The 20,861-nt window shown below is 34.3% G+C and carries 21 protein-coding genes; 2 read left to right on the top strand and 19 right to left on the bottom strand.

The features are described from left to right. Window positions 1-6: 6 nt before the first annotated feature. The 14 genes from nuoL to aspS all read right to left on the bottom strand — a co-directional run bounded on the left by nuoL (window position 7) and on the right by aspS (window position 13,030). Window positions 7-1,890 carry an NADH-quinone oxidoreductase subunit L gene (gene nuoL / locus AC6CH4_RS04100; protein ID WP_498100394.1) on the bottom strand — a complete coding sequence of 628 codons (1,884 nt, stop codon included), beginning with the start codon at window positions 1,888-1,890 and terminating at the stop codon, window positions 7-9. 6 nt (window positions 1,891-1,896) lie between these two features. Beyond that, entirely contained in the window at window positions 1,897-2,217 is a 321-nt protein-coding gene (nuoK, locus tag AC6CH4_RS04095) for an NADH-quinone oxidoreductase subunit NuoK (protein WP_026982591.1), read from the bottom strand. Further along, complete coding sequence (locus tag AC6CH4_RS04090) at window positions 2,217-2,756, bottom strand: NADH-quinone oxidoreductase subunit J family protein (protein WP_492968349.1); 540 nt, start codon at window positions 2,754-2,756, stop codon at window positions 2,217-2,219. The genes nuoK and AC6CH4_RS04090 overlap by 1 nt, the downstream gene beginning before the upstream one ends. Next, window positions 2,757-3,302, bottom strand: a complete 546-nt coding sequence (locus tag AC6CH4_RS04085; protein ID WP_192186359.1) for a NuoI/complex I 23 kDa subunit family protein — start codon at window positions 3,300-3,302, stop codon at window positions 2,757-2,759. It lies immediately after the preceding gene. 119 nt (window positions 3,303-3,421) lie between these two features. Further along, a complete protein-coding gene (nuoH, locus tag AC6CH4_RS04080) occupies window positions 3,422-4,480 on the bottom strand; it encodes an NADH-quinone oxidoreductase subunit NuoH (protein ID WP_498100392.1) in 1,059 nt (352 codons plus the stop codon). Then, on the bottom strand, window positions 4,480-5,511 hold the full coding sequence (locus AC6CH4_RS04075) for an NADH-quinone oxidoreductase subunit G (protein ID WP_498100390.1): 1,032 nt from the start codon (window positions 5,509-5,511) through the stop codon (window positions 4,480-4,482). Before AC6CH4_RS04075 ends, nuoH begins: the two co-directional genes overlap by 1 nt. Window positions 5,512-5,605: 94 nt before the next feature. Further along, window positions 5,606-6,976 (bottom strand): NADH-quinone oxidoreductase subunit NuoF, encoded by a 1,371-nt coding sequence (nuoF, locus tag AC6CH4_RS04070; RefSeq protein WP_056189666.1) that lies wholly within the window; start codon window positions 6,974-6,976, stop codon window positions 5,606-5,608. Window position 6,977: 1 nt separating this feature from the next. After that, a complete protein-coding gene (locus AC6CH4_RS04065; protein ID WP_498100388.1) occupies window positions 6,978-7,508 on the bottom strand; it encodes a complex I 24 kDa subunit family protein in 531 nt (176 codons plus the stop codon). A gap of 139 nt (window positions 7,509-7,647) precedes the next feature. Continuing rightward, window positions 7,648-8,886 (bottom strand): NADH-quinone oxidoreductase subunit D, encoded by a 1,239-nt coding sequence (locus AC6CH4_RS04060; protein WP_056189670.1) that lies wholly within the window; start codon window positions 8,884-8,886, stop codon window positions 7,648-7,650. Between the two features lie 25 nt (window positions 8,887-8,911). Further along, window positions 8,912-9,433 carry an NADH-quinone oxidoreductase subunit C gene (locus tag AC6CH4_RS04055; protein WP_498100386.1) on the bottom strand — a complete coding sequence of 174 codons (522 nt, stop codon included), beginning with the start codon at window positions 9,431-9,433 and terminating at the stop codon, window positions 8,912-8,914. A gap of 2 nt (window positions 9,434-9,435) precedes the next feature. After that, window positions 9,436-9,984: an NADH-quinone oxidoreductase subunit B gene (locus AC6CH4_RS04050; protein WP_498100384.1), complete on the bottom strand. Its 549-nt coding sequence runs from the start codon at window positions 9,982-9,984 to the stop codon at window positions 9,436-9,438. Between the two features lie 124 nt (window positions 9,985-10,108). Beyond that, entirely contained in the window at window positions 10,109-10,474 is a 366-nt protein-coding gene (locus AC6CH4_RS04045) for an NADH-quinone oxidoreductase subunit A (protein ID WP_029271569.1), read from the bottom strand. A gap of 243 nt (window positions 10,475-10,717) precedes the next feature. Further along, window positions 10,718-10,912 carry a cold-shock protein gene (locus AC6CH4_RS04040; protein WP_007137066.1) on the bottom strand — a complete coding sequence of 65 codons (195 nt, stop codon included), beginning with the start codon at window positions 10,910-10,912 and terminating at the stop codon, window positions 10,718-10,720. Window positions 10,913-11,278: 366 nt separating this feature from the next. Continuing rightward, a complete protein-coding gene (gene aspS, locus AC6CH4_RS04035) occupies window positions 11,279-13,030 on the bottom strand; it encodes an aspartate--tRNA ligase (RefSeq protein ID WP_498100382.1) in 1,752 nt (583 codons plus the stop codon). Window positions 13,031-13,187: 157 nt separating this feature from the next. Between aspS and AC6CH4_RS04030 the strand changes: the two genes are divergently transcribed. After that, window positions 13,188-14,177 (top strand): TlpA family protein disulfide reductase, encoded by a 990-nt coding sequence (locus tag AC6CH4_RS04030; protein ID WP_498100380.1) that lies wholly within the window; start codon window positions 13,188-13,190, stop codon window positions 14,175-14,177. A 209-nt stretch (window positions 14,178-14,386) separates the two neighbouring features. Continuing rightward, a complete protein-coding gene (locus AC6CH4_RS04025) occupies window positions 14,387-14,734 on the top strand; it encodes a toxin-antitoxin system YwqK family antitoxin (protein WP_498100378.1) in 348 nt (115 codons plus the stop codon). A gap of 58 nt (window positions 14,735-14,792) precedes the next feature. Here AC6CH4_RS04025 and AC6CH4_RS04020 read toward each other — a convergent pair whose 3' ends face one another. The 5 genes from AC6CH4_RS04020 to AC6CH4_RS04000 all read right to left on the bottom strand — a co-directional run bounded on the left by AC6CH4_RS04020 (window position 14,793) and on the right by AC6CH4_RS04000 (window position 20,716). Then, complete coding sequence (locus AC6CH4_RS04020) at window positions 14,793-15,899, bottom strand: PepSY-associated TM helix domain-containing protein (protein WP_498100376.1); 1,107 nt, start codon at window positions 15,897-15,899, stop codon at window positions 14,793-14,795. Window positions 15,900-15,956: 57 nt separating this feature from the next. Next, a complete protein-coding gene (locus AC6CH4_RS04015; protein WP_498100374.1) occupies window positions 15,957-17,516 on the bottom strand; it encodes a PepSY-associated TM helix domain-containing protein in 1,560 nt (519 codons plus the stop codon). Between the two features lie 3 nt (window positions 17,517-17,519). Then, window positions 17,520-17,822, bottom strand: a complete 303-nt coding sequence (locus AC6CH4_RS04010; protein ID WP_192186348.1) for a hypothetical protein — start codon at window positions 17,820-17,822, stop codon at window positions 17,520-17,522. A 15-nt stretch (window positions 17,823-17,837) separates the two neighbouring features. Continuing rightward, window positions 17,838-18,170, bottom strand: coding sequence for a hypothetical protein (locus tag AC6CH4_RS04005; protein WP_498100372.1), 333 nt, complete (start codon window positions 18,168-18,170; stop codon window positions 17,838-17,840). A 62-nt stretch (window positions 18,171-18,232) separates the two neighbouring features. Then, the gene (locus tag AC6CH4_RS04000) at window positions 18,233-20,716 is read right to left on the bottom strand and encodes a TonB-dependent siderophore receptor (protein WP_498100370.1); all 2,484 of its coding nucleotides are present in this window, start codon (window positions 20,714-20,716) and stop codon (window positions 18,233-18,235) included. Between the last annotated feature and the right edge of the window lie 145 nt (window positions 20,717-20,861).

The raw sequence follows: 20,861 nt of genomic DNA, 5'->3' as shown, positions 1-20,861 counted from the left end.
ATAAAATTATTGAGCTAAAAATATATAGGAAATAATGGCACAAAGACCTAAAACAAAGGCAAATAGATATAATCCGATACTTCCGTTTTGTAATTTTTTACCTTGAAAAGCCAGTTCATTAGTTACTTTACCTAATCCGAAAACAACTGCAGATAAACCAGTTTCAACATAGTCTCTAAAGAATCTTGATAATCCGTTTATAGAGCGTACAAATATTGCATCGTAAAGTTCATCTACATAATATTTGTTGTATAAAACTTTGGCTACACCAGTAATATTTTCATCAGCTTCAGGAACATTATCTTGTTTAAAATATTTGATATAAGCAATAAAAATACCTATAAATCCACCTAAAACAGCAATTCCCATTAAGGTATATTCTGTCGTACCCAAATGATGTTCTTCTCCGGCCACTTTAGTGAAAAGAGGGGCCATATATTCATTTAACCAACTGTTTCCAGGAAGACTGATAAGACCTCCAAAAGTTGCCAGAATTGCCAAAATCATTAAAGGGAAAGTAATTAATCCGTCACTTTCATGTAAATGGTGTTTTTGTTCTTCAGTCCCTCTGAAATCTTTAAAGAAAGTAAGGAACATCAATCTGAACATATAAAAAGCAGTCATGATTGAAGCAATAGATCCAATAATATATAATGGAATACTATGGTGGAAAGCCGTTAATAAGATTTCGTCCTTAGAGAAGAAACCAGAGAAAAATGGTACACCAGAAATTGCCAATGAAGAAACTAACATGGTCCAGAATGTGATTGGCATTGCTTTACGCAAACCTCCCATTTTACGCATATCCTGTTCTCCATGCAATCCGTGAATTACAGATCCTGATCCTAAGAATAAACAAGCTTTGAAGAATGCGTGTGTGATTACGTGGAAAACAGCTACCTCATAAGCACCAAATCCTAAGGCTAAAAACATTAAACCTAATTGAGAAACAGTAGAGTAGGCTAATACTTTTTTAATATCCGTCTGTACCAAACCAATTGTTGCCGCTACTAATGACGTTACAGCTCCAACAATAGCTATTACAGTCTGAACGTCTGGCGCCAGATCAAAAACAAAGTTTAATCTTGTTACCATGAAAATACCTGCAGTAACCATTGTTGCTGCGTGAATCAATGCAGAAACTGGAGTTGGTCCGGCCATCGCATCAGGTAACCAGGTGTATAATGGAATTTGTGCTGATTTACCACAAGCTCCAATAAACAAACATAAAGCTGCTAACGAAAGTAAAGGTAAGTTTAAGTTAGTTGCTCCTGCAATTGCCGTTTTTAAAGTTGCATAATCTAAAGTTGAGAACATTGAACCAATAATGAACATTCCGATTAATAAACCTAAATCTCCAATTCTGTTCATGATGAAAGCTTTCTTTGCAGCATCATTGTAGTCCTGATTTTTATGCCAGAATCCAATTAATAAGTACGAGCAAAGTCCAACACCTTCCCAACCAATAAATAAAACTAATAGGTTACTTCCAATTACCAATGTAATCATGAAGAATACAAATAGATTTAAATACGCAAAAAACTTATGCATATTTTCATCATCGTGCATATAGCTGATTGAATATAAATGAATCAATGATCCAATTCCGGTAACAAAAAGCAACCAAAGAACTGATAATTGATCTAATAAAAATCCTAAATTAACATGAAGATTACTGATCTGGATCCAGTCAAATAAAGTTACCTGAATGGCTTTTCCAGTTGATGTAATTTGATTAAAAAAGAAAATTGTTATAAGAAAGGAAATCACTACAGAAGCAGTTCCGATAATTCCAGAAACTGTTTTTCCTAAGCTTTTCCCGAAAAAAACATTGATTAAAAATCCTAAAAAAGGAGATAAAACTAAGACTAAAGCTAAATTGGTATCCATTTCCATTTATCCTTTTAAATTTTTTAAATTATCGATACTAATTGAGCCTAAATTTCTAAAAATAGAAACCAGAATGGCCAATCCTACCGCAACTTCTGCTGCAGCAACTGCCATCGAAAAGAACACAAAAACTTGTCCTTGTGCATCTTGATGATACGTTGAAAAAGCAACAAATAAAAGGTTAACTGCATTCAACATGATTTCGATAGACATGAAAACGATAATAGCATTTCGTCTGTACAATACACCAAAAACACCAATACAAAAAAGTACAACACTTAAAAAGATGTAGTTTTCAATACCTATTTGATTTAATATATTACCCATTATTTATTTAATTTTTCTTTTTTAGACAATAATACTGTTCCAATCATGGCTACTAAAAGCAAAATCGAAGCAAATTCAAACGGAACCATATATTCGTTCAATAATATTTTACCCAAAACTTTAATAGATTGGAAATCTTCTCCAGTTGAATCGTATGCTCCAACAATTGGTTTCGAATTAATGAAGATTGCAATTAATACAATAACAATCAAACAAAAAGAAACAATGGCACCCAAACGTGTAATTCTGGGTCTGTGAACCTGATGGCGTTCGTTTAGATTCATTAACATAATCGTAAACAGGAACAAAATCATAATCGCTCCCGAATAGACTATTATATGTACGATAGCCAAAAATTGAGAGTTTAATAATAAATAATGACCAGCAATCGAAAAGAAACAAATCACTAAATAGATAGCACTATGAATTGGATTTCTGCTAAATATGGTCAAAAATGCGGTAATTACCGTAATAAACGCTAAGAAACAAAATATAATTTGTACAGTTGTTGCGTGTGCAAAATCAGGAATATGTATCATTTAGTTAGCATTATTAAGTTGAGCATTTTTGATCGCCACGTCAAGCGGCATCACTAATCTGTCTTTTCCAAAAATGAAATCTTCTCTTTCGTAACTAGAAGGAACCAAAACTTTTGAAGTCGTCAAATAAATTGCATCTTTCGGGCAAGCTTCTTCACAAAGACCGCAGAAAATACATCTTAACATGTTGATTTCATAAATCGAAGCATATTTTTCTTCTCTGTATAAATGTTTTTCATCTGGTTTGCGCTCAGCAGCTTTCATAGTGATTGCTTCAGCCGGGCACGATAAAGCACACAATCCACAAGCCGTACAGTTCTCGCGGCCTTGTTCATCACGCTTCAACTGGTGTTGACCACGATAAACCGGACTCATTTCACGTACTTGTTCTGGGTAATGAATGGTTACTTTCTTTCTGAAAAGGTGCTTAAGTGTAATAAGCAACCCTTTCACAATCGCCACAAGATACAATCGTTCCCAAAAAGTCATCTCTTTGTTCGAGACCATCTTTTTTCTACCCGATAATGATATAGTTTCTATTGACATTTTTAATATTTTTATTTATGATTTACGATTTGAAATTAAATCAAATTCAAAAACCTATTTTATTTTTATTTGAAGCAAATTTTGCTTTATGCTATCTTTATCCAGACTTTTTGAACTCCTTAGAATCCTAAGAAAGCTACAAGATCATGTCTTAAAATAACAACACCCGTAATGATAATATTAAGAATTGAAAGCGGAATTAAAATCTTCCATCCTAAGTTCATTAACTGGTCATATCTAAATCTTGGAATTGTCCAACGTACCCACATATAAAAAAATATGAAGAAACATATTTTAGCAAATAAGACTACAATTCCTAAAACGTTAGCTATATTAACTCCTGCATTTTCTACCATCCATTGCATTCCAGGATAATTGTATCCTCCAAAAAACAATACAGATATAATTGTAGCGGAGATAAACATATTAGCGTATTCAGCAAATAAGTAGAATCCCATTTTCATGGATGAATATTCTGTGTGATAGCCACCAATCAACTCAGATTCACATTCTGCTAAATCAAAAGGAGTCCTGTTTGTTTCTGCGAAAGCGCAAATAAGGAAAATCAGAAAAGATAAAGGCTGATAGAAAACATTCCAGTTCATTCCGGCCTGTTGCTCAGAGATTTCTTTTAAGCTCAAAGTTCCGGTCATCATCAATAAAGCGATCATTGATAATCCCATAGCAACTTCATAAGAAACCATTTGTGAAGCTGCACGAACAGCTCCCATCAATGAGAATTTATTGTTTGATGCCCATCCACCAATCATGATTCCGTAAACTCCAACAGAAATTACTCCGAAAACATATAATAAAGCAATATTTACATCAGTTGCCTGCAATAAAACGTCACGTCCAAAAACATGAAGTCTGTCGCCCCATGGAATTACAGCGCTCGTCATCAAGGCTGTACTCATGGCAATTGCTGGTCCAACAACGAATAAAAATTTATTAGGCGTGTTTGGCTCAAATTCTTCTTTTGAGAATAATTTCATACCATCTGCAAGTGGTTGTAATAAACCTCCCCAGCCGGCGCGGTTTGGTCCGACACGATCCTGAAGAAAAGCCGCAACTTTACGTTCAGCCCAGGTAGAATACATCGCCATGATCATTGTTATAGCAAAAACCACAAAAATTACAACACTTTTCTCTATAATAAACGTACCATCTACCATCATTAAGAAATTTTGTTGTTACTGTTTAATGGAATTTCAGCCATACTAATTTTTTTACGGTCTATATCTCTACCCATAAGGATAGTTTTTTCTGTAGCAATTTCTACTTTCTCTAATTTTTGAGTGTAGTTATTTTGGTTGATAACAGAATCTTTTTCAAATTCTCTTGGCCCTTCAATAACCCAGTCATTTACATTTTTGTGATCAAAACGACAAGAGTTGCAAATGAATTCTTCCACTTCGTGGTACTCATCTTTACGACCCGTTACACGTTGAATTTCTCCACCAAACATCCAAACTGTAGTTTTTCCACAACATCCAGGAGTTGTGCATTCTCTGTGTGCGTTGTAAGGTTTGTTGAACCAAACTCTTGATTTGAAACGGAAAGTTTTATCTGTTAATGCTCCAACCGGACATACGTCAATCATATTTCCAGAGAATTCATTATCGATAGCTTTTGAGATTCCGGTTGAAATATTAGCGTGATCTCCACGATCTAATACTCCGTGAACTCTGTTGTCTGTCAATTGATCTGCAACTTGTACACATCTTTGACATAAGATACAACGGTTCATATGTAGTTGAATATTCGGACCAATATCTTCTGGTTCAAATGTCCTTTTTTCTTCGATAAAACGTGATTTTGGATTTCCGTGCTCGAAACTTAAATTTTGAAGATCACATTCTCCGGCCTGATCACAAACTGGGCAATCAAGCGGGTGATTGATCAATAAAAATTCTGTTACAGATTTACGGGCTTCCATTACTCTGTCAGAAGATTTACTGTTTACTTCCATTCCGTCCATACATCCTGTTACACAAGATGCCATTAATTTTGGCATTGGTCTTGGGTCAGCTTCACTACCTTTAGCAACTTCAACTAAACAACAACGACATTTTCCGCCGCTGCCTTTTAATTTTGAGTAATAGCACATGGCTGGTGGTACCAAATCTCCACCAATCATACGTGCAGCTTGCAGGATCGTTGTTCCTGGCTCTACGTCTATACTTTGACCGTCTATGGTTACTTTCATCTCTTATTGATTTGAATGTTGAAAGTCGGAATATTTAAAAGATTTGCTGTCCTTTTTATATTATTAACTTTATAACTTTCTGCTTTATATTTCTTTATACGATTACTTTACCGCCTACTAAATGTTTCACTTGCGAGAAAGGTTCAGCAACAAAATGATCTCTGTGTTTAATTTTTTCAGGGAAACGAACGTGGTATTCAAATTCATCTCTAAAGTGACGGATCGCTGCTGCTACTGGCCAGGAAGCTGCGTCGCCTAGCGGGCAAATTGTGTTACCCTCGATTTTACTTTGAATGCTCCATAGTAGTTCGATATCTTCTTCACGGCCCTGACCGTTTTCGATTCTCCACAAGATTTTTTCTAACCATCCAGTTCCTTCACGGCAAGGTGTACATTGCCCACAAGATTCGTGGTGGTAAAAACGTGCAAAATTCCAAGTGTTTCTAACCACACAAGCAGTGTCGTTATAAACGATAAATCCTCCAGAACCTAACATAGATCCGGTAGCAAAACCACCATCACTTAAAGATTCGTAAGTCATTAATCTGTCTTCGCCGTTTGCTGTTTTGAAAATTAATTCAGCTGGTAAAATTGGCACTGAAGATCCTCCTGGAACAAACGCTTTCAAAGGTCTGCTTGAAGACATTCCTCCTAAATATTCATCAGAATTCATGAATTCGTCAACGCTTAATCCTAATTCAATTTCATAAACACCAGGATTTTTAATATGTCCTGAAGCAGAAATTAATTTAGTTCCTGTTGAACGACCCACACCAATTTTTGCATAGTCATCTCCAGAATTGTTGATGATCCAAGGTACTGCTGCGATAGTTTCAACATTGTTTACCACTGTTGGGTTTGCCCAAAGTCCGGAAACCGCAGGGAAAGGTGGTTTAATACGAGGATTTCCTCTTTTACCTTCCAAAGATTCAATAAGTGCAGTTTCTTCGCCACAAATATAAGCTCCGGCTCCACAGTGAACATGTAATTCTAAATCGTAACCTGTTCCTAATATATTTTTTCCTAACCAACCGGCAGCTTTTGCTTCGGCGATTGCTCTTTCTAAGATTTTGAAAACCCACATATATTCTCCACGAATGTAGATATATGAAAGATTAGCGCCTAAGGCAAAACTAGAAGTAATCATTCCTTCGATCAATAAGTGAGGAATAAATTCCATCAAATAACGATCTTTGAAAGTACCTGGTTCAGACTCATCGGCGTTGCAAACTAAGTGTCTTGGTTTTCCTGATTTTTTATCGATAAAACTCCATTTCATTCCGGCTGGGAAACCCGCACCACCACGACCACGAAGCCCTGATTTTTTTACTTCTTCAACAACTTCGTCTGGCGTAAGTGTTTTCAAAGCTTTTTCTACAGAAGCATAACCACCATTTTGGCGATACACTTCGTAGGTTTTAATACCCGGAACATTGATTTTATCTAATAATATTTTCTGTGACATCTTATTTATCGTGTAATATTATTTTATCATCTCTACAATCAGCGATTAACTGATCGATTTTTTCTTCTGTCAATTTTTCTTTGTAGAAATCGCCTAACTGCAGCATCGGAGCGTATCCGCAAGCACCTAAACATTCTACTCCGGCAATAGTAAACATTCCGTCCGGAGTTGTTTCTCCCATTTTAATGCCTAATTTTTCAGAAGTATAATCCATTAAATTCTCAGCACCATTTAAACAACAACAAGAAGTCTGGCAGAATTCGAACATGTATTTTCCAATTGGTTTTTGGTTGTACATGGTATAAAAAGTAACCACTTCGTAAACCTCAATTGGTTTGATGTGCAAAATTTCAGCAACCTTATCCTGCAACTCGATGCTTAACCAGTTATCATGCGCGTCCTGCACTTCGTGCAAAACAGGCAATAAAGCTGATTTTCTTTTGTCTTCAGGATAATGACTGATCAATTCATTGATGCGAGTCATCAATGCTTCAGTCATGTTTATTTCTTGTTTGTAATGTTTTCTTTCCATTCTTATTTTGGATTTTAGATTTTAGATTTTAGATTTTTCAATCTGTATCTAGAATCGGCATTCTTTTAAATTTTAGACTTCTGATTTCTGATTTTAGATTTTCCCAATCTGAAATCTAAAATCCAAAATCTGCAATCATTTAGGCGTCTAATTCTCCTGCAATAACATTTAAACTTGAAAGGATAACAATTGCATCTGATAATAAAGCGCCTTTAATCATTTCTGGATATGCCTGGTAATAAATAAAGCAAGGTCTTCTGAAATGTAATCTATATGGAGTTCTGCTTCCGTCAGTAACTAAATAAAACCCTAATTCTCCATTTCCTCCTTCAACCGGGTGATAAATTTCTGCAACTGGTACAGGAACTTCTCCCATTACAATCTTAAAGTGATAAATTAAAGATTCCATTGAAGTATAAACATCTTCTTTTGGAGGCAGGTAATAATCAGGAACTTCTGCATGATATTCATTTCCGGCAGGCATCTTGTCTAAAGCCTGACGAATAATACTTAAGCTTTCGCGAACTTCGGCATTACGAACACAAAAACGATCATAAGTATCTCCAGATTTTCCAACAGGAACAATAAAATCGAAATCTTCGTAAGACGAATAAGGTTGTGCAACACGAACATCATAATCAACACCTGCAGCACGTAAATTTGGACCTGTAAATCCGTAAGCCATTGCTTGCTCTGCTGAGATCGCACCTACGTTTACCGTTCTGTCAAGGAAAATTCTGTTTCTTTCGAATAAGTTTTCAAATTCTTGCCAGGCGACAGGAAAATCTTTTAAAAACACATCTAATTTGCGGAAAGCTTCTGGTGACCAATCTCTTTCGAAACCACCAATTCTTCCCATATTTGTTGTTAAACGAGCACCACAAATTTCTTCATAGATCTCGTAAACTTTTTCTCTAAATTGAAAAACGTAAAGAAAACCAGTATACGCACCAGTATCTACACCTAAAATCGAGTTACAGATTAAGTGATCTGTAATACGAGCTAATTCCATTACAATAACTCTTAAATATTGAGCACGTTTTGGAACTTCAATTCCTAACAATTTTTCTAAAGTCATCCACCATCCCATATTGTTAATAGGAGAGGAGCAATAGTTCATACGATCTGTAAGAGGCGTAATTTGATAGAAAGGACGATTTTCGGCAATTTTCTCGAAAGCTCTGTGAATGTAACCAATAGTTGGTTCAGCCTCAAGAATTCTCTCTCCATCCATCAATAAGATATTCTGAAAAATACCGTGTGTTGCTGGGTGTGTTGGACCTAAATTCAGTACTGAAAGCTCGCTTCCGTCTTCGTTTAGTTTCTCCTTTATTATTTTAGCATATCGATGCTCTGGTGGTAATAATAGTTCTGACATTTTATAATGTTGAATTATTTATTTTTTAGCAATTTGTTGTTGTTCTTCCAAAGAATCTGTCATCTTTATCCGTTCTTCCGCTGTCTTCCAGTGGGAATTCTTTTCGCATTGGGAAAGAGATCATTTCATCCATATTCAAAATACGTTTCAATTGTGGATGTCCAATAAAGTTAATCCCGAAAAAATCGTACGTTTCTCTTTCCATCCAGTTTGAACTTAGGAAAATATTCGAAATGGTTTTTATCTCTGGTTTTTCGCCGTTAAGATATACTTTGATTCTAATACGTTTGTTTTCGTACCAGTTGTGCATATGGTATACTATTGCGAACTGACGATCTGTTTCGTTGTCCGGATAATGAATACCGCATAAATCGGTTAAAAAGTGAAAGCGTAAATCAGAATCGTTTTTCAAAAAAAGAATTAAGGCAGTGATTTTGTCAGCTGTTGTTTCTATTGAAAAAATATCTCTTTCTAGTTGAAAGTTAAAAACACTCGTGTCAAATGTTTCTGTAAGTTTATCCTGAATCAGGGTATTTTCTAAAGCCATTTTTATGAAATGTTATAAGAAGCTAATAATTCTTGGTATTCTGGAGAGCTTCTGCGTCTAACAGATTCGCTTTTTACCAATTCCTGAAGTTTCATTACTCCATCAACAATTTGTTCTGGTCTTGGCGGGCATCCCGGAACGTAAACGTCAACCGGAATTACTTTGTCAATTCCTTGCAAAACAGAATAAGTATCGAAGATTCCACCTGATGAAGCACAGGCTCCAACTGCAATAACCCAACGAGGTTCAGCCATTTGTTCGTAAACCTGTCTTAAAATAGGCCCCATTTTTTTAGAAATAGTTCCCATTACCATTAACATATCTGCCTGACGCGGAGAGAAACTCACACGTTCAGAACCAAATCTTGCTAAATCGTAATGTGAAGCCATTGTAGCCATAAATTCGATGCCACAGCATGAAGTTGCAAAAGGTAATGGCCATAATGAATTGGCTCTTGCTAAACCTACAACATCATTTAGTTTTGTAGCGAAGAAACCTTCTCCTACAACTCCTTCTGGCGGCGCAACCATATTTACATTTGAATCGCTCATTTTATTTTAGATTTTAGATTTCAGATTTTAGATTTGGGTAAATCGTATAAATCAAAATCAATTTATTATCATTAAATCTTTGAATTTGAGAAATCTAAAATCTGAAATCTCAAATCGTAAATTATTATTCCCAGTCTAGTGCTTTCTTTTTGATGATATAGAAGAAACCAACTAAAAGAAGCGCCATGAAAACAATCATTTTCAACATTCCTTCAATTCCTAATTCCTTAAAGTTTACAGCCCAAGGATAAAGGAAAATTACTTCCACATCAAACAATACGAACAAAATAGCTACCAGGAAATATTTTACTGAAAAAGGAATACGGGCATTACCGACAGATTCGATACCGCACTCGAAGTTTTTGTCTTTAACTTCAGAGGTTCTTTTTGGTCCTAATTTTCCAGAAATTATGATTGTTCCTACCACAAAACCAACAGCTAAAATGAACTGCATTAAAATAGGAATGTAACTGTATTGATCAGATTGCATAAACTTAGGTTTTTTACTTAAAAAATAAGCCACAAAGATAGCTCTCAACTCTGTAAATCACAAGCTAAAAAATGATTTAAGTAAGCTCAGAAACGACGTTTGCATCTAATTTTTATTGATTATAAATAACATCCCCAAATTTTAATATTTTTTTAAGATTTGAGCAAAAAAAAACGTTTCGAAATAAATCGAAACGTTTTTAAAACCATTCAGAGGCAAAAAAAATAAATTGCTATATTTTTCTTAGATTACTGCTACTTTAGCAGCAACTTTCCCTTTTCTTCCTTCTTCTTCTTCATAGCTTACACGGTCACCTTCGCGTAATTCTTCCGCGTTAATTCCTGAAGCGTGAACGAAGATATCTTTTCCTGTTTCTTCGTCTGTAATGAATCCATAACCTTTAGATTCATTGAAAAATTTTACTGTACCTGTACGCATTGTAATTGTAATAATAATTTATAATGAAGCAAATGTAAGATATAAATTCATACAAAAGACAATAAGGTGTTAATTTTTTATAAAAATTATTGATTCACAGTGTTTTCGCTATTTATATTGCATCAAATCATGTACAGATGTGCTTTAATTGAGAATCATTAATTGTAAGAATAGAACTAAGAAAACCAAGTCTTACATTAAGGTCATTTTGACAATTATCGCAATTTGTTGAATAATTTAGAATTAATTATTCTGAAGGCTTTGTTTATTGTGTTTTTTAAGAATTTCACTAAATCACAAAAAAGAAATAAAAAAAACTGCAACCAAAAAATAATTGCAGTTTTGTATTTAAAAATTTCTAAAAATTTATACGATATCAACTTTAATATGTAATTCTTTTAATTGAGCATCATCAATTGTTGCAGGTGCATCAATCATAACATCACGACCAGAATTGTTTTTAGGGAAAGCAATGAAATCTCTAATTGTTTCCTGACCTCCTAAAATAGCAACAAGTCTATCCAAGCCAAATGCTAAACCTCCGTGTGGTGGCGCTCCAAATTGGAAAGCGTCCATTAAGAAACCGAACTGTGCTTTTGCTTCTTCTTCAGTAAATCCTAAATATTTGAACATTAATTGTTGCGTTGCTTTATCGTGAATACGAATCGATCCTCCTCCAATTTCATTTCCGTTTAATACCATATCGTAAGCATTTGCACGAACTTTTCCAGGTTCCGTTTCCAATAATTGCATGTCTTCTGGTTTTGGAGATGTAAATGGGTGGTGCATTGCATGGTACCGTCCGCTTTCTTCATCTAATTCTAATAATGGGAAATCTACAACCCATAATGGAGCAAATTCTTCTGGTTTACGTAATCCTAAACGAGTTGCTAATTCCATACGAAGTGCTGAAAGTTGCGCTCGTGTTTTGTTTGCAGGACCAGAAAGTACAAAAATCATATCGCCAGGTTTTGCACCTGTAATTTTTGCCCATTGTCCTAAATCATCCTGATCGTAAAATTTATCTACAGATGATTTGAAAGTTCCATCGTCATTGCATTTTGCATACACCATTCCTGCTGCTCCAACCTGAGGGCGTTTTACCCAGTCAATTAAACCGTCAATTTCTTTACGAGTATAATTTCCTGCTCCGGGAACAGCAATTCCCACTACTAATTCAGCAGTATTGAATACTGGGAAATCTTTATGTTGTGCAAATTCGTTCAATTCTCCAAACTCCATTCCGAAACGGATGTCGGGTTTGTCATTTCCGTATGTTTTCATAGCATATTCGTAGGTAATTCTTGGGAATTTGTCTACTTCAATACCTTTAATTTCTTTTAATAAATGTCTTGTTAGTCCTTCAAAAACATTCAAAATATCTTCTTGCTCCACAAATGCCATTTCGCAATCGATTTGTGTAAACTCAGGCTGACGGTCTGCACGTAAATCTTCATCACGGAAACATTTCACGATTTGGAAATATTTATCCATTCCACCAACCATCAATAATTGTTTGAAAGTTTGCGGAGATTGTGGTAGAGCATAAAATTGTCCTTCGTTCATACGGCTTGGTACAACGAAATCTCTTGCTCCTTCCGGAGTTGATTTGATTAAATAAGGAGTTTCAACTTCGCAGAAATCTAAATCAGATAAATATTTACGAACTTCCATCGCTACTTTATGACGGAATAATAAACTGTTTTTTACAGGATTTCTTCTGATGTCTAAATAACGGTATTTCATTCTGATGTCTTCTCCACCATCTGTTTCATCCTCTATTGTAAATGGAGGAGTTAAAGCCGCATTTAAAATGTTTAATTCAGAAACTAAAATTTCGATATCACCAGTCGGTATATTTTTGTTTTTGGCTTCACGCTCAATAACAGTTCCTTTTACCTGAATTACAAATTCACGACCAAGCGTTTTTGCTAATTCAAAAACAGTTTTATCAGTACGACTTTCGTCGAAAATAAGTTGTGTAATTCCGTAACGGTCACGTAAATCAACCCAATTCATAAATCCTTTATCGCGTGATTTTTGTACCCAACCCGCTAGTGTAACTTCCGTATTAATATTTGAGGCGTTTAACTCGCCACAATTATGACTTCTATACATGATCAAAATTTTAGACTGCAAAAGTAAACACAAAATTCAAATTATACCATTTAATGTTCTACTTGATACTCATTAATTTGAAATATTTTGTTAATTGATAAAATTTGAAGTTGTTATTTCTTTAGATTTGAATAACTAAAAACAAATCTTAATATATATGAAGAAACTTTTTGTTACTGGTCTATTGCTTTTTAGCGCTTTGAATGTTATTGGTCAAGCCAAAAATCAAATTAAATTTACGGCGAAAATTGCCAATAGAAATAGTGACACTTTAGTCATTAGGGGAGATGGATTTCAACAAGTCATTCCTATTGACAAAAAGGAAACTTTTGTGGCTTCATTTGATGCGCCAAAAGGTTTTTATGTGTTTTCAGATGGTATCGAATCTTCTCGTTTGTATTTAAAGCCAAATTCTGATGTAAATTTAACGATGAATGCCAAGGAATTTGACGAAACTATTGTTTATAATGGTAAAGGTGTAGACGAAAGTAATTTTCTGGCGCAGCAAGCTTTAAGGAATGAAAAACTAGAGGAAGCTTTTTCTAAAGAGCCAACTGAATTTGCAGTACTCTTAGAGGCTAAGAACAAGACAGATATTGAAAGTTTGGAGAAAGGAAATTTTGATCCGGAATTTAAAACTGCCATGAAAAATAATTTTGTGCGTTTTAATCAATATGCACTTGAGAATTATGAAAATGTAACAAAAGCAAATAAACTTAAGGGAAAGCCTTCTCCTGATTTTGAATATGAAAATCATAAAGGGGGAAAAACAAAATTATCTGATTTAAAAGGAAAATATGTTTACATTGATCTTTGGGCAACATGGTGCGCGCCTTGTAGAGCCGAGATTCCATATTTGCAAAAAATAGAAGAGAAATATCACGCAAAAAAAATTGAGTTTGTCAGCATTTCAATTGATAAATTGAAAGATAACGAAAAATGGAAAAAATTTGTGACAGATAAAAACTTAGGAGGAGTGCAGTTATTTGCAGATAAAGATTGGGAATCTGAGTTTGTAACGAGTTATGGTGTAACCGGAATTCCAAGGTTTATTCTGATTGATCCAAAAGGAAATATCGTAAGCTCTGATGCAGCAAGACCTTCTTCTCCAGAACTTCAGACACAATTAGATGCATTATTGAACTAATTTTTGTATGAAATTATAACGATATCGTAATTTTGTATTTTTTGCAAAATCCCAGTAGAACCAATGCTTCGGCGTTGGTTTTTTTGGTTTCAGGTAATCCCCAATGTTAAGCTTTTATTCAATGTTACCAAATTGTTAAGTAAAAGTTTGTTTAATGTAAAGTATTAACTATATTTGATAACAATTTGATAACATTAATACCTAAAGATATGAAAAAATGTGTGATTTTAGTTGCAATGATGTTCTCTGGAATTTTAGTTGCACAAGAGGTAAAACCAGAATTAGAAGCTGTTGGAAATAAAGTAAAAGCTACTTATTACTTTGAAAATGGTAAAGTACAACAAGAAGGTTTCTTTAAGGATGGTAAACTGGATGGCGTTTGGGTATCGTATGATGAAAAAGGAAATAAAGTTGCCGTAGGAGAATACACAGACGGATTGAAAACTGGAAAATGGATTTTCTTTAATGAAAATAGCCTTTGCGAAGTTGCTTATGAAAACAGCAAAATTAGCTCAATTAAAAACTTACAGAAAAATGCTTTAGCAAATACAAACTAAGGTAATTTCTAAAAATATTTTTAAAGAACCGCTTTTAGTAGCGGTTTTTTTTATGCCTTTAATTTTTTTGACTTTTTTTTCTTCTTCCGTACCAAATCACAAAACCTGTTATTGGTAACGCCGCTGCTATTAAACTTCCTATAAAAGCAATGATTTTTCCGGGTAAATCCAGAATTTGGCCTGTATGGATTCCGTAATTCATTTCGACAACCTGTAGACCTAAACTCTTTTTATCGTAAGGATCACTCTGAATTAATTTTCCGTCGAGCGGATGAAAATAATAATTGCTTTGATGATCATATCTTAAGGTATGCGGATAAGCTCCAGTGCTAATAATGTCACCTTTTTTCTGCGGAAGCAAAACAAAAAACATTTCGGCTTTTGGCTGTAATTTTGCAGTTTCAATAAAGGCGCGATCGACTGCGATTATACTATTTGTTTTGAATTTTGTGGTATCGATTAAGGGCGCTTTGGTTTCTGTTGCTTTATCTCCACCAAAATTGAAAGTTTTATAAATACCATCTCCAACCCATTCGTATGTAAAAGTTAATCCAGTTATAGCAAGGATAAGTACAATAATAGAAATATAGAACCCAGATGTATTGTGCCAGTCATAGTTTACGCGACGCCATTTGGCAGACCATTTAACCGTGAGGCTTCTTTTGATATCGTATTTTCGTTTTGGCCACCATTGAATAATTCCCGAAATCAATAACAAAATAAAGATTATGGTTGCTCCGCCAATAATGTGTTTTCCAATATAATCGGGTAGGAGTAAATACAAATGAATGTATTCAACAATAATGAAAAAATCAGTTTCAGGATTTTCAGTTTTTAAATATTTTCCTGTGTACGGATTAAAATACAGGTATAAATTTTCAGTATCAGAATACGTATAAACAATTGCTGACCGATTTCTTCCGTAATAAGAAACCATGCTTGCTGTGTTTTTGGGAAGAATTTCTTTTGCCCTTTGCTGTAAAACCGAGGGCATCAAAAAGGATTTGTTTTGAGGTTCAACAAATCGCCATTCTTTTCTGGTAATGTCTTTTATTTCGTCATGAAAACAAAACATACAGCCCGTAATACTTATTATAAAAACAATAAGCCCGGAAATTAATCCGAACCATTTATGTAAAAAACGTACTTGTTTTTTGAATCCCATTTTTTGAATAAAAGCGTAAAAGTATGCGCTAAATCAATTACGGACAAATTATTTCAATTATTTTTCGGCAACAACCTCTTTTTTAGGTTTTAAATGATAAGCTACATAAAGTGATATTGAAGCCAGAACAATCCAGAAAACATCAATAACGAAAACCTGAATTTTATTTTCTATAAATGAAGTCCAGAACCAATTTCCTGAGACAATTCCGTTTGTAATCGGGATTAAGAGCCCTAAAATACTACCGGAAATCAGACAAAATTTATTGGTGAAAGCATCATCCTTTTTAAGAATAAAAAAGATGGTAAGGATCAGCCATCCGACGAAATAAACCGTATAAAGATTTTCCTGAGTTAACGGATAAAATATTTTGGTAACGATAAATGCTAGTGCTGTGATCGGATACATACTTAAACAAATGGCCAAATAGATGCGAACCACGGCTGCATTGAAACGTCTTTTCTTTTCAGGCATATTGTTTTTTTGTCTTGCCACTAGCCAAATCATCACTCCCGAAATGATCACAAAACAAGTAATAATTCCTAAAATAAAGCTTACTATTTTCAGAGCATAACCGCCGTAATCACCATAATGTATTCTGTACAAAACATTTTTTACAACATCTAAATAATTGTTCTGCGTAATTGGATTTTTCTTTGCAATTTCTTTTTCATCAGCAATGCGGTAAACTACTTTTCCGATTCCGGTAAATTTTTTATGGTTTGGCATTTCACCTTCAACTAGAACATGCATGTTTGCATCGCCATAATTTTGGATGAAAACACGTGTTACCTCAAAATCTGACCAATTGCTTTTTGCTTTTGCAACCAGTTTGTCGATATCAAAAGGATTCGCTAACTTTTTATTTTCGAATTTATAATCAGGATCCGTGTATTCTAACTCTTTATATAATTTGTCCTGATCCCCTTTATACAATGCCATTACAGCAGGGGCTACAATCAGAAGTTTAATCATGAAAAAAGCTCCGGTAACAGCGTATACAAATTGAAAAGGCAAACCAATCATTCCTAAAGCAGTATGAGCGTCTGTCCACAACGTTTTTAATTTTTCCTTTGGACGGAAAACATAAAAGTTTGAAACAATTTTTTTCCAATGTAATAAGACACCGGTAACAATAGCGAACAAGAAAAATAAAGCTACAAATCCGGAAAGATAATAACCTACAGGATATGGAACTTGTGCCAGGAAATGTAATCGGTACAAAAACTCTCCTAACGAATAAGATTCTTCATAAGTAAAGGTTTTGAAGTTTTTAGTATCAAGATAAAAAAACTGCCCTTCTTTTTGTTTGGCTGGGGCCAAAGTATCTTTGGTACCTTCCATGTAAATGGCAACCCTTCTTTCAGTACTTGGTTTAGAAATGGTAATGTTTCTTCCGTGTAAAACATATTTTTTGTTCAGCGTATCTAATGCCGTGTTGTAATCTAATTGAATTTCTTTTGTAATAGCAGTAGATTCACTTCTTTCCCAATTGATGATTTCATCTCTAAAAAAAGAAAAAGATCCTGCAAAGAAAATTACAAAAAGGACAACACTAATAACGATTCCGCTAACAGTATGTGTATGAAAGTAGATATTATAATTACGATTGCTCATAGGTTATTGTGCCATTGGATTATAGGTTTGACCCAGATAAATAAAAAGAGAAAAAACGAGTGTCAGAAGAATATAGATACCCCAGATTTTCCATCCGCTTTTTGCAAGAAAAGCGACAACCATTAAAGCAACCCAAAGAATGAAACCACTAAATGCCATTGTCATCAGGATATTTGCCCGGTTAAACCATGAAGCTAAAGCTAAATGAAAAGTAACAGAAACAAAATAGCCGCCTAGAATGGCAGCGGTAATTTTGGCAAATCGTTGCCATTTTGATTGGGTTAAATATTTTGGATTTGCTGGCATAGAATGCTTAAATATTTAGTAATAATAAAATTCTAATATTGCTACGATTATGAATAATAATAAAAGAGCGATGCTATTTACTTTTTTTAGTGGTTTTAAAATGATAATTAAACTACCAATAGCCATCAGCTGAATAAAAAACATCAAAGTACCACAACATAATGATTGCGTAAAAAGCCATACAGAGTATGCTAGTAAAAGAAGTGATAATCCTGTGATTTTAGTTTGCTTTGGATTGTTTTTCATCCATTTTTCAAAACCTAAATCATAAGATAATGTTGCTCTTTTTGATGTATAATACAAAGTATAAAAAGCTAAAAAAACGATAAGGCTGGCTATTGTTATCATAATTTTAAAAATTTAAAAAACACCTTTCTAGATTAACTGAAAGGTGTCTTTTGTTTGTTTTATTAGAATTTGTATGAAAAATTCGCAGATACGCTTCTCATGTTTTTTGGGTGGATTGTAGACCAGCCATCATAAGTATCAACGTTTGCAATATTGTCAAGTTTAAGAGTCAAAACATATTTTTCAGTTCCGTAGAAAACAGATGAATTTAATACAGTGTAAGATGGTAATGTAAATTGACCTGTTACTGTTCTGTTCATGATTTTATTCTTATCAGCATAATTTCCTCCAAAACCTAAACCAAAACCTTGTAGATCACCTTCTTGGAATTTATAGCTTGCCCAAAGGTTTGCTGTGTTTTGTGGCCCTGCACTTTCAGGTCTGTGACCTACGAAATCCGGATCACCAGCAGTTAAAAGTGCATCAGTATAGCTGTATCCGGCAACAATGTTTAATCCATTAATTGGGTTTGCTACGATTTCAGCTTCGAAACCTTTGTTTCTTTGTCCACCGTTTTGGTAAGATGTTTGAGTTGTTGCAGTATAAACAGTATAAACCTGATCTGTTACTTTAATATCATAATAGCTGAATGTCGCATAAAGTTTGTCCTGAAAAACATTCAATTTTGTTCCAACTTCAAACTGATTTGCATGCTCTGGAGAGAATGTTCTTGGCTGAGAAGTTCCATCAGGTAAAACATCATTTACCGGAGCTGTGTTAGCAAAACCATCCATGTAGTTAGCAAAAATCGAAACTTTGTCTATAATTGGTTGGTAAACTACACCAAATTTAGGAGAGAATGAAGTTTGGTTGTAATCGTCGGCATTTGTACTAACGTCGCCTTCTGTCATGAAACGGTCAACACGTACACTTGCCATTGCAGAAAGTGCAGGAGTAAAGTTGATTACGTTCGATACATAAGCACTGTAAACTTCTTGCTTTGTTTTGTTATTGTTCATTGGAGCTGAAGCTAAAAGAGCATCAGAACCAGCTTTTGTCAGTTTTCCATTATCACCATTAGTGATGTATTTTGTTGGGTCAGTAATTTGATAAATATTTTCGTTTACTGTTTTTAGATCAAGGTTTCCAATATAGATAGTACCATTTGTTACATACCCTGATCCATTGTCAATAGCGCCTCTGTTGAAGTAATCTAAACCGGCAACTATTCGGTTTCTCATGTTTCCGATTACAAAGTCACCAATAAAATTCTGTTGAATATCAGTTGTTAAGGTTGTAGAGTTTTGGTAGTTCATGTAACGTGTTAAAACAATACCTTCTGAAATTGCATCTGGTGCAAATTGAGTTCCTTCATAAATATAAGAATAGTATCCTTCAGATTTTGATGAACCTCTTGAAACTACAGTTTGGGAACTCCATTGATCAGAGAACTTATAGTTCATTTGCCCCTGAAGATTGTATGAAGGAGTTTCAATTGCCAATTCATTACTTGTATAAGAACGTTTGTTGTCATACCCCAATTCATCAATATTATGAACTCTTAATTCAGCACCTCTGTCTAAGAATAACATTGTTGGATTTGTAGCTTTGTAATTCATGAATTCAGTATTGATGAAAAACGAAAGTTTGTCATTAACCTGGTAAGATAAAGAAGGTGCAAAAAAGAAAGATTTTTTGAATCCTGCATCCTGAAAACTGTTTTCTGTATGATAAGCTGAATTAACACGAACATTAATTTTATGCTCTTCATCTAATGGAGTGTTAACATCAACAGTAACTCGGTTTAAGCCGTAGCTTCCAGCTGTGTAATCTATTATTCCGCCAAAATGATCGTATGGTTTTTTAGTAGTTAAGTTGATTAAACCTCCGTAAGAGATTAAACTACTTCCAAACAAAGTCCCTGATGGTCCTTTGATTACTTCAATTTTATCAATGTTTGCTGGATCTATACTTCCGTTTGTTAATCCTGGCAATCCGTTAATCATGGTTGGCTGTACAGCAAATCCTCTTAAAGAGAAATAACCAGCACCGTCACCTCCACGTCCTGTAGAAGCCCAAAGAGGAGATAGTCCCGGAGCATTTTTAAGTGCATCGTCAATATTAGTAACAACTTGTTCTTTTAAAAGTTCGCTTGTGATTGTAGTATAAACTTGTGGGTTTTCAAGATTTTTAAGAGGTAATCTTGATACTTGTTGTGTTTCTTTGCGAGCTAATGGATTTTTTTTGGCACCGCCGTTTACTACAATTTCGTCTAATTGTTCAGAGTTTGAAATGATAGTAAAATTTTCAATTATTTCATCTCCGCTATTAAGTGTAATGCTTTTTTCTTTTGAAGAATAACCAACTGCAGAAACTCTAAGAACATAGTTTCCTGGTTTTACGTTTTTGATTTCGTAATTGCCATTGTCATCGGTATTGGTTCCTATTTTTGTTCCTTTTAAAACTATTGAAACGTTATCTGCTGCCTGATTGTTTGCTAAGCTGATTTGACCCTTAATAGTTGCTTTTTCCTGTGCCCAAGTTGAAGTGCTTGCCAATAGAAAAAAACAAAAGCTCAAAAAAGAAATTGTAAATTTATATTTCATTTTTATTTAGAATTGATTTTAATAGCGCAAATTTAGGTTTTGATTGCAAACTATACAAGCTATTCTTATTTATTCTAAATAAAATATTTTTTAAAGGGTTAAAATTACATTTCCTTAAAAAATTAACATCTTAAGCAAGTCTTAA

The organism is Flavobacterium sp. GQ95 (genome assembly GCF_059758655.1).
Note: the sequence above shows the minus strand (reverse complement) of the source record. Positions and strands in the feature narration are given on the sequence as shown.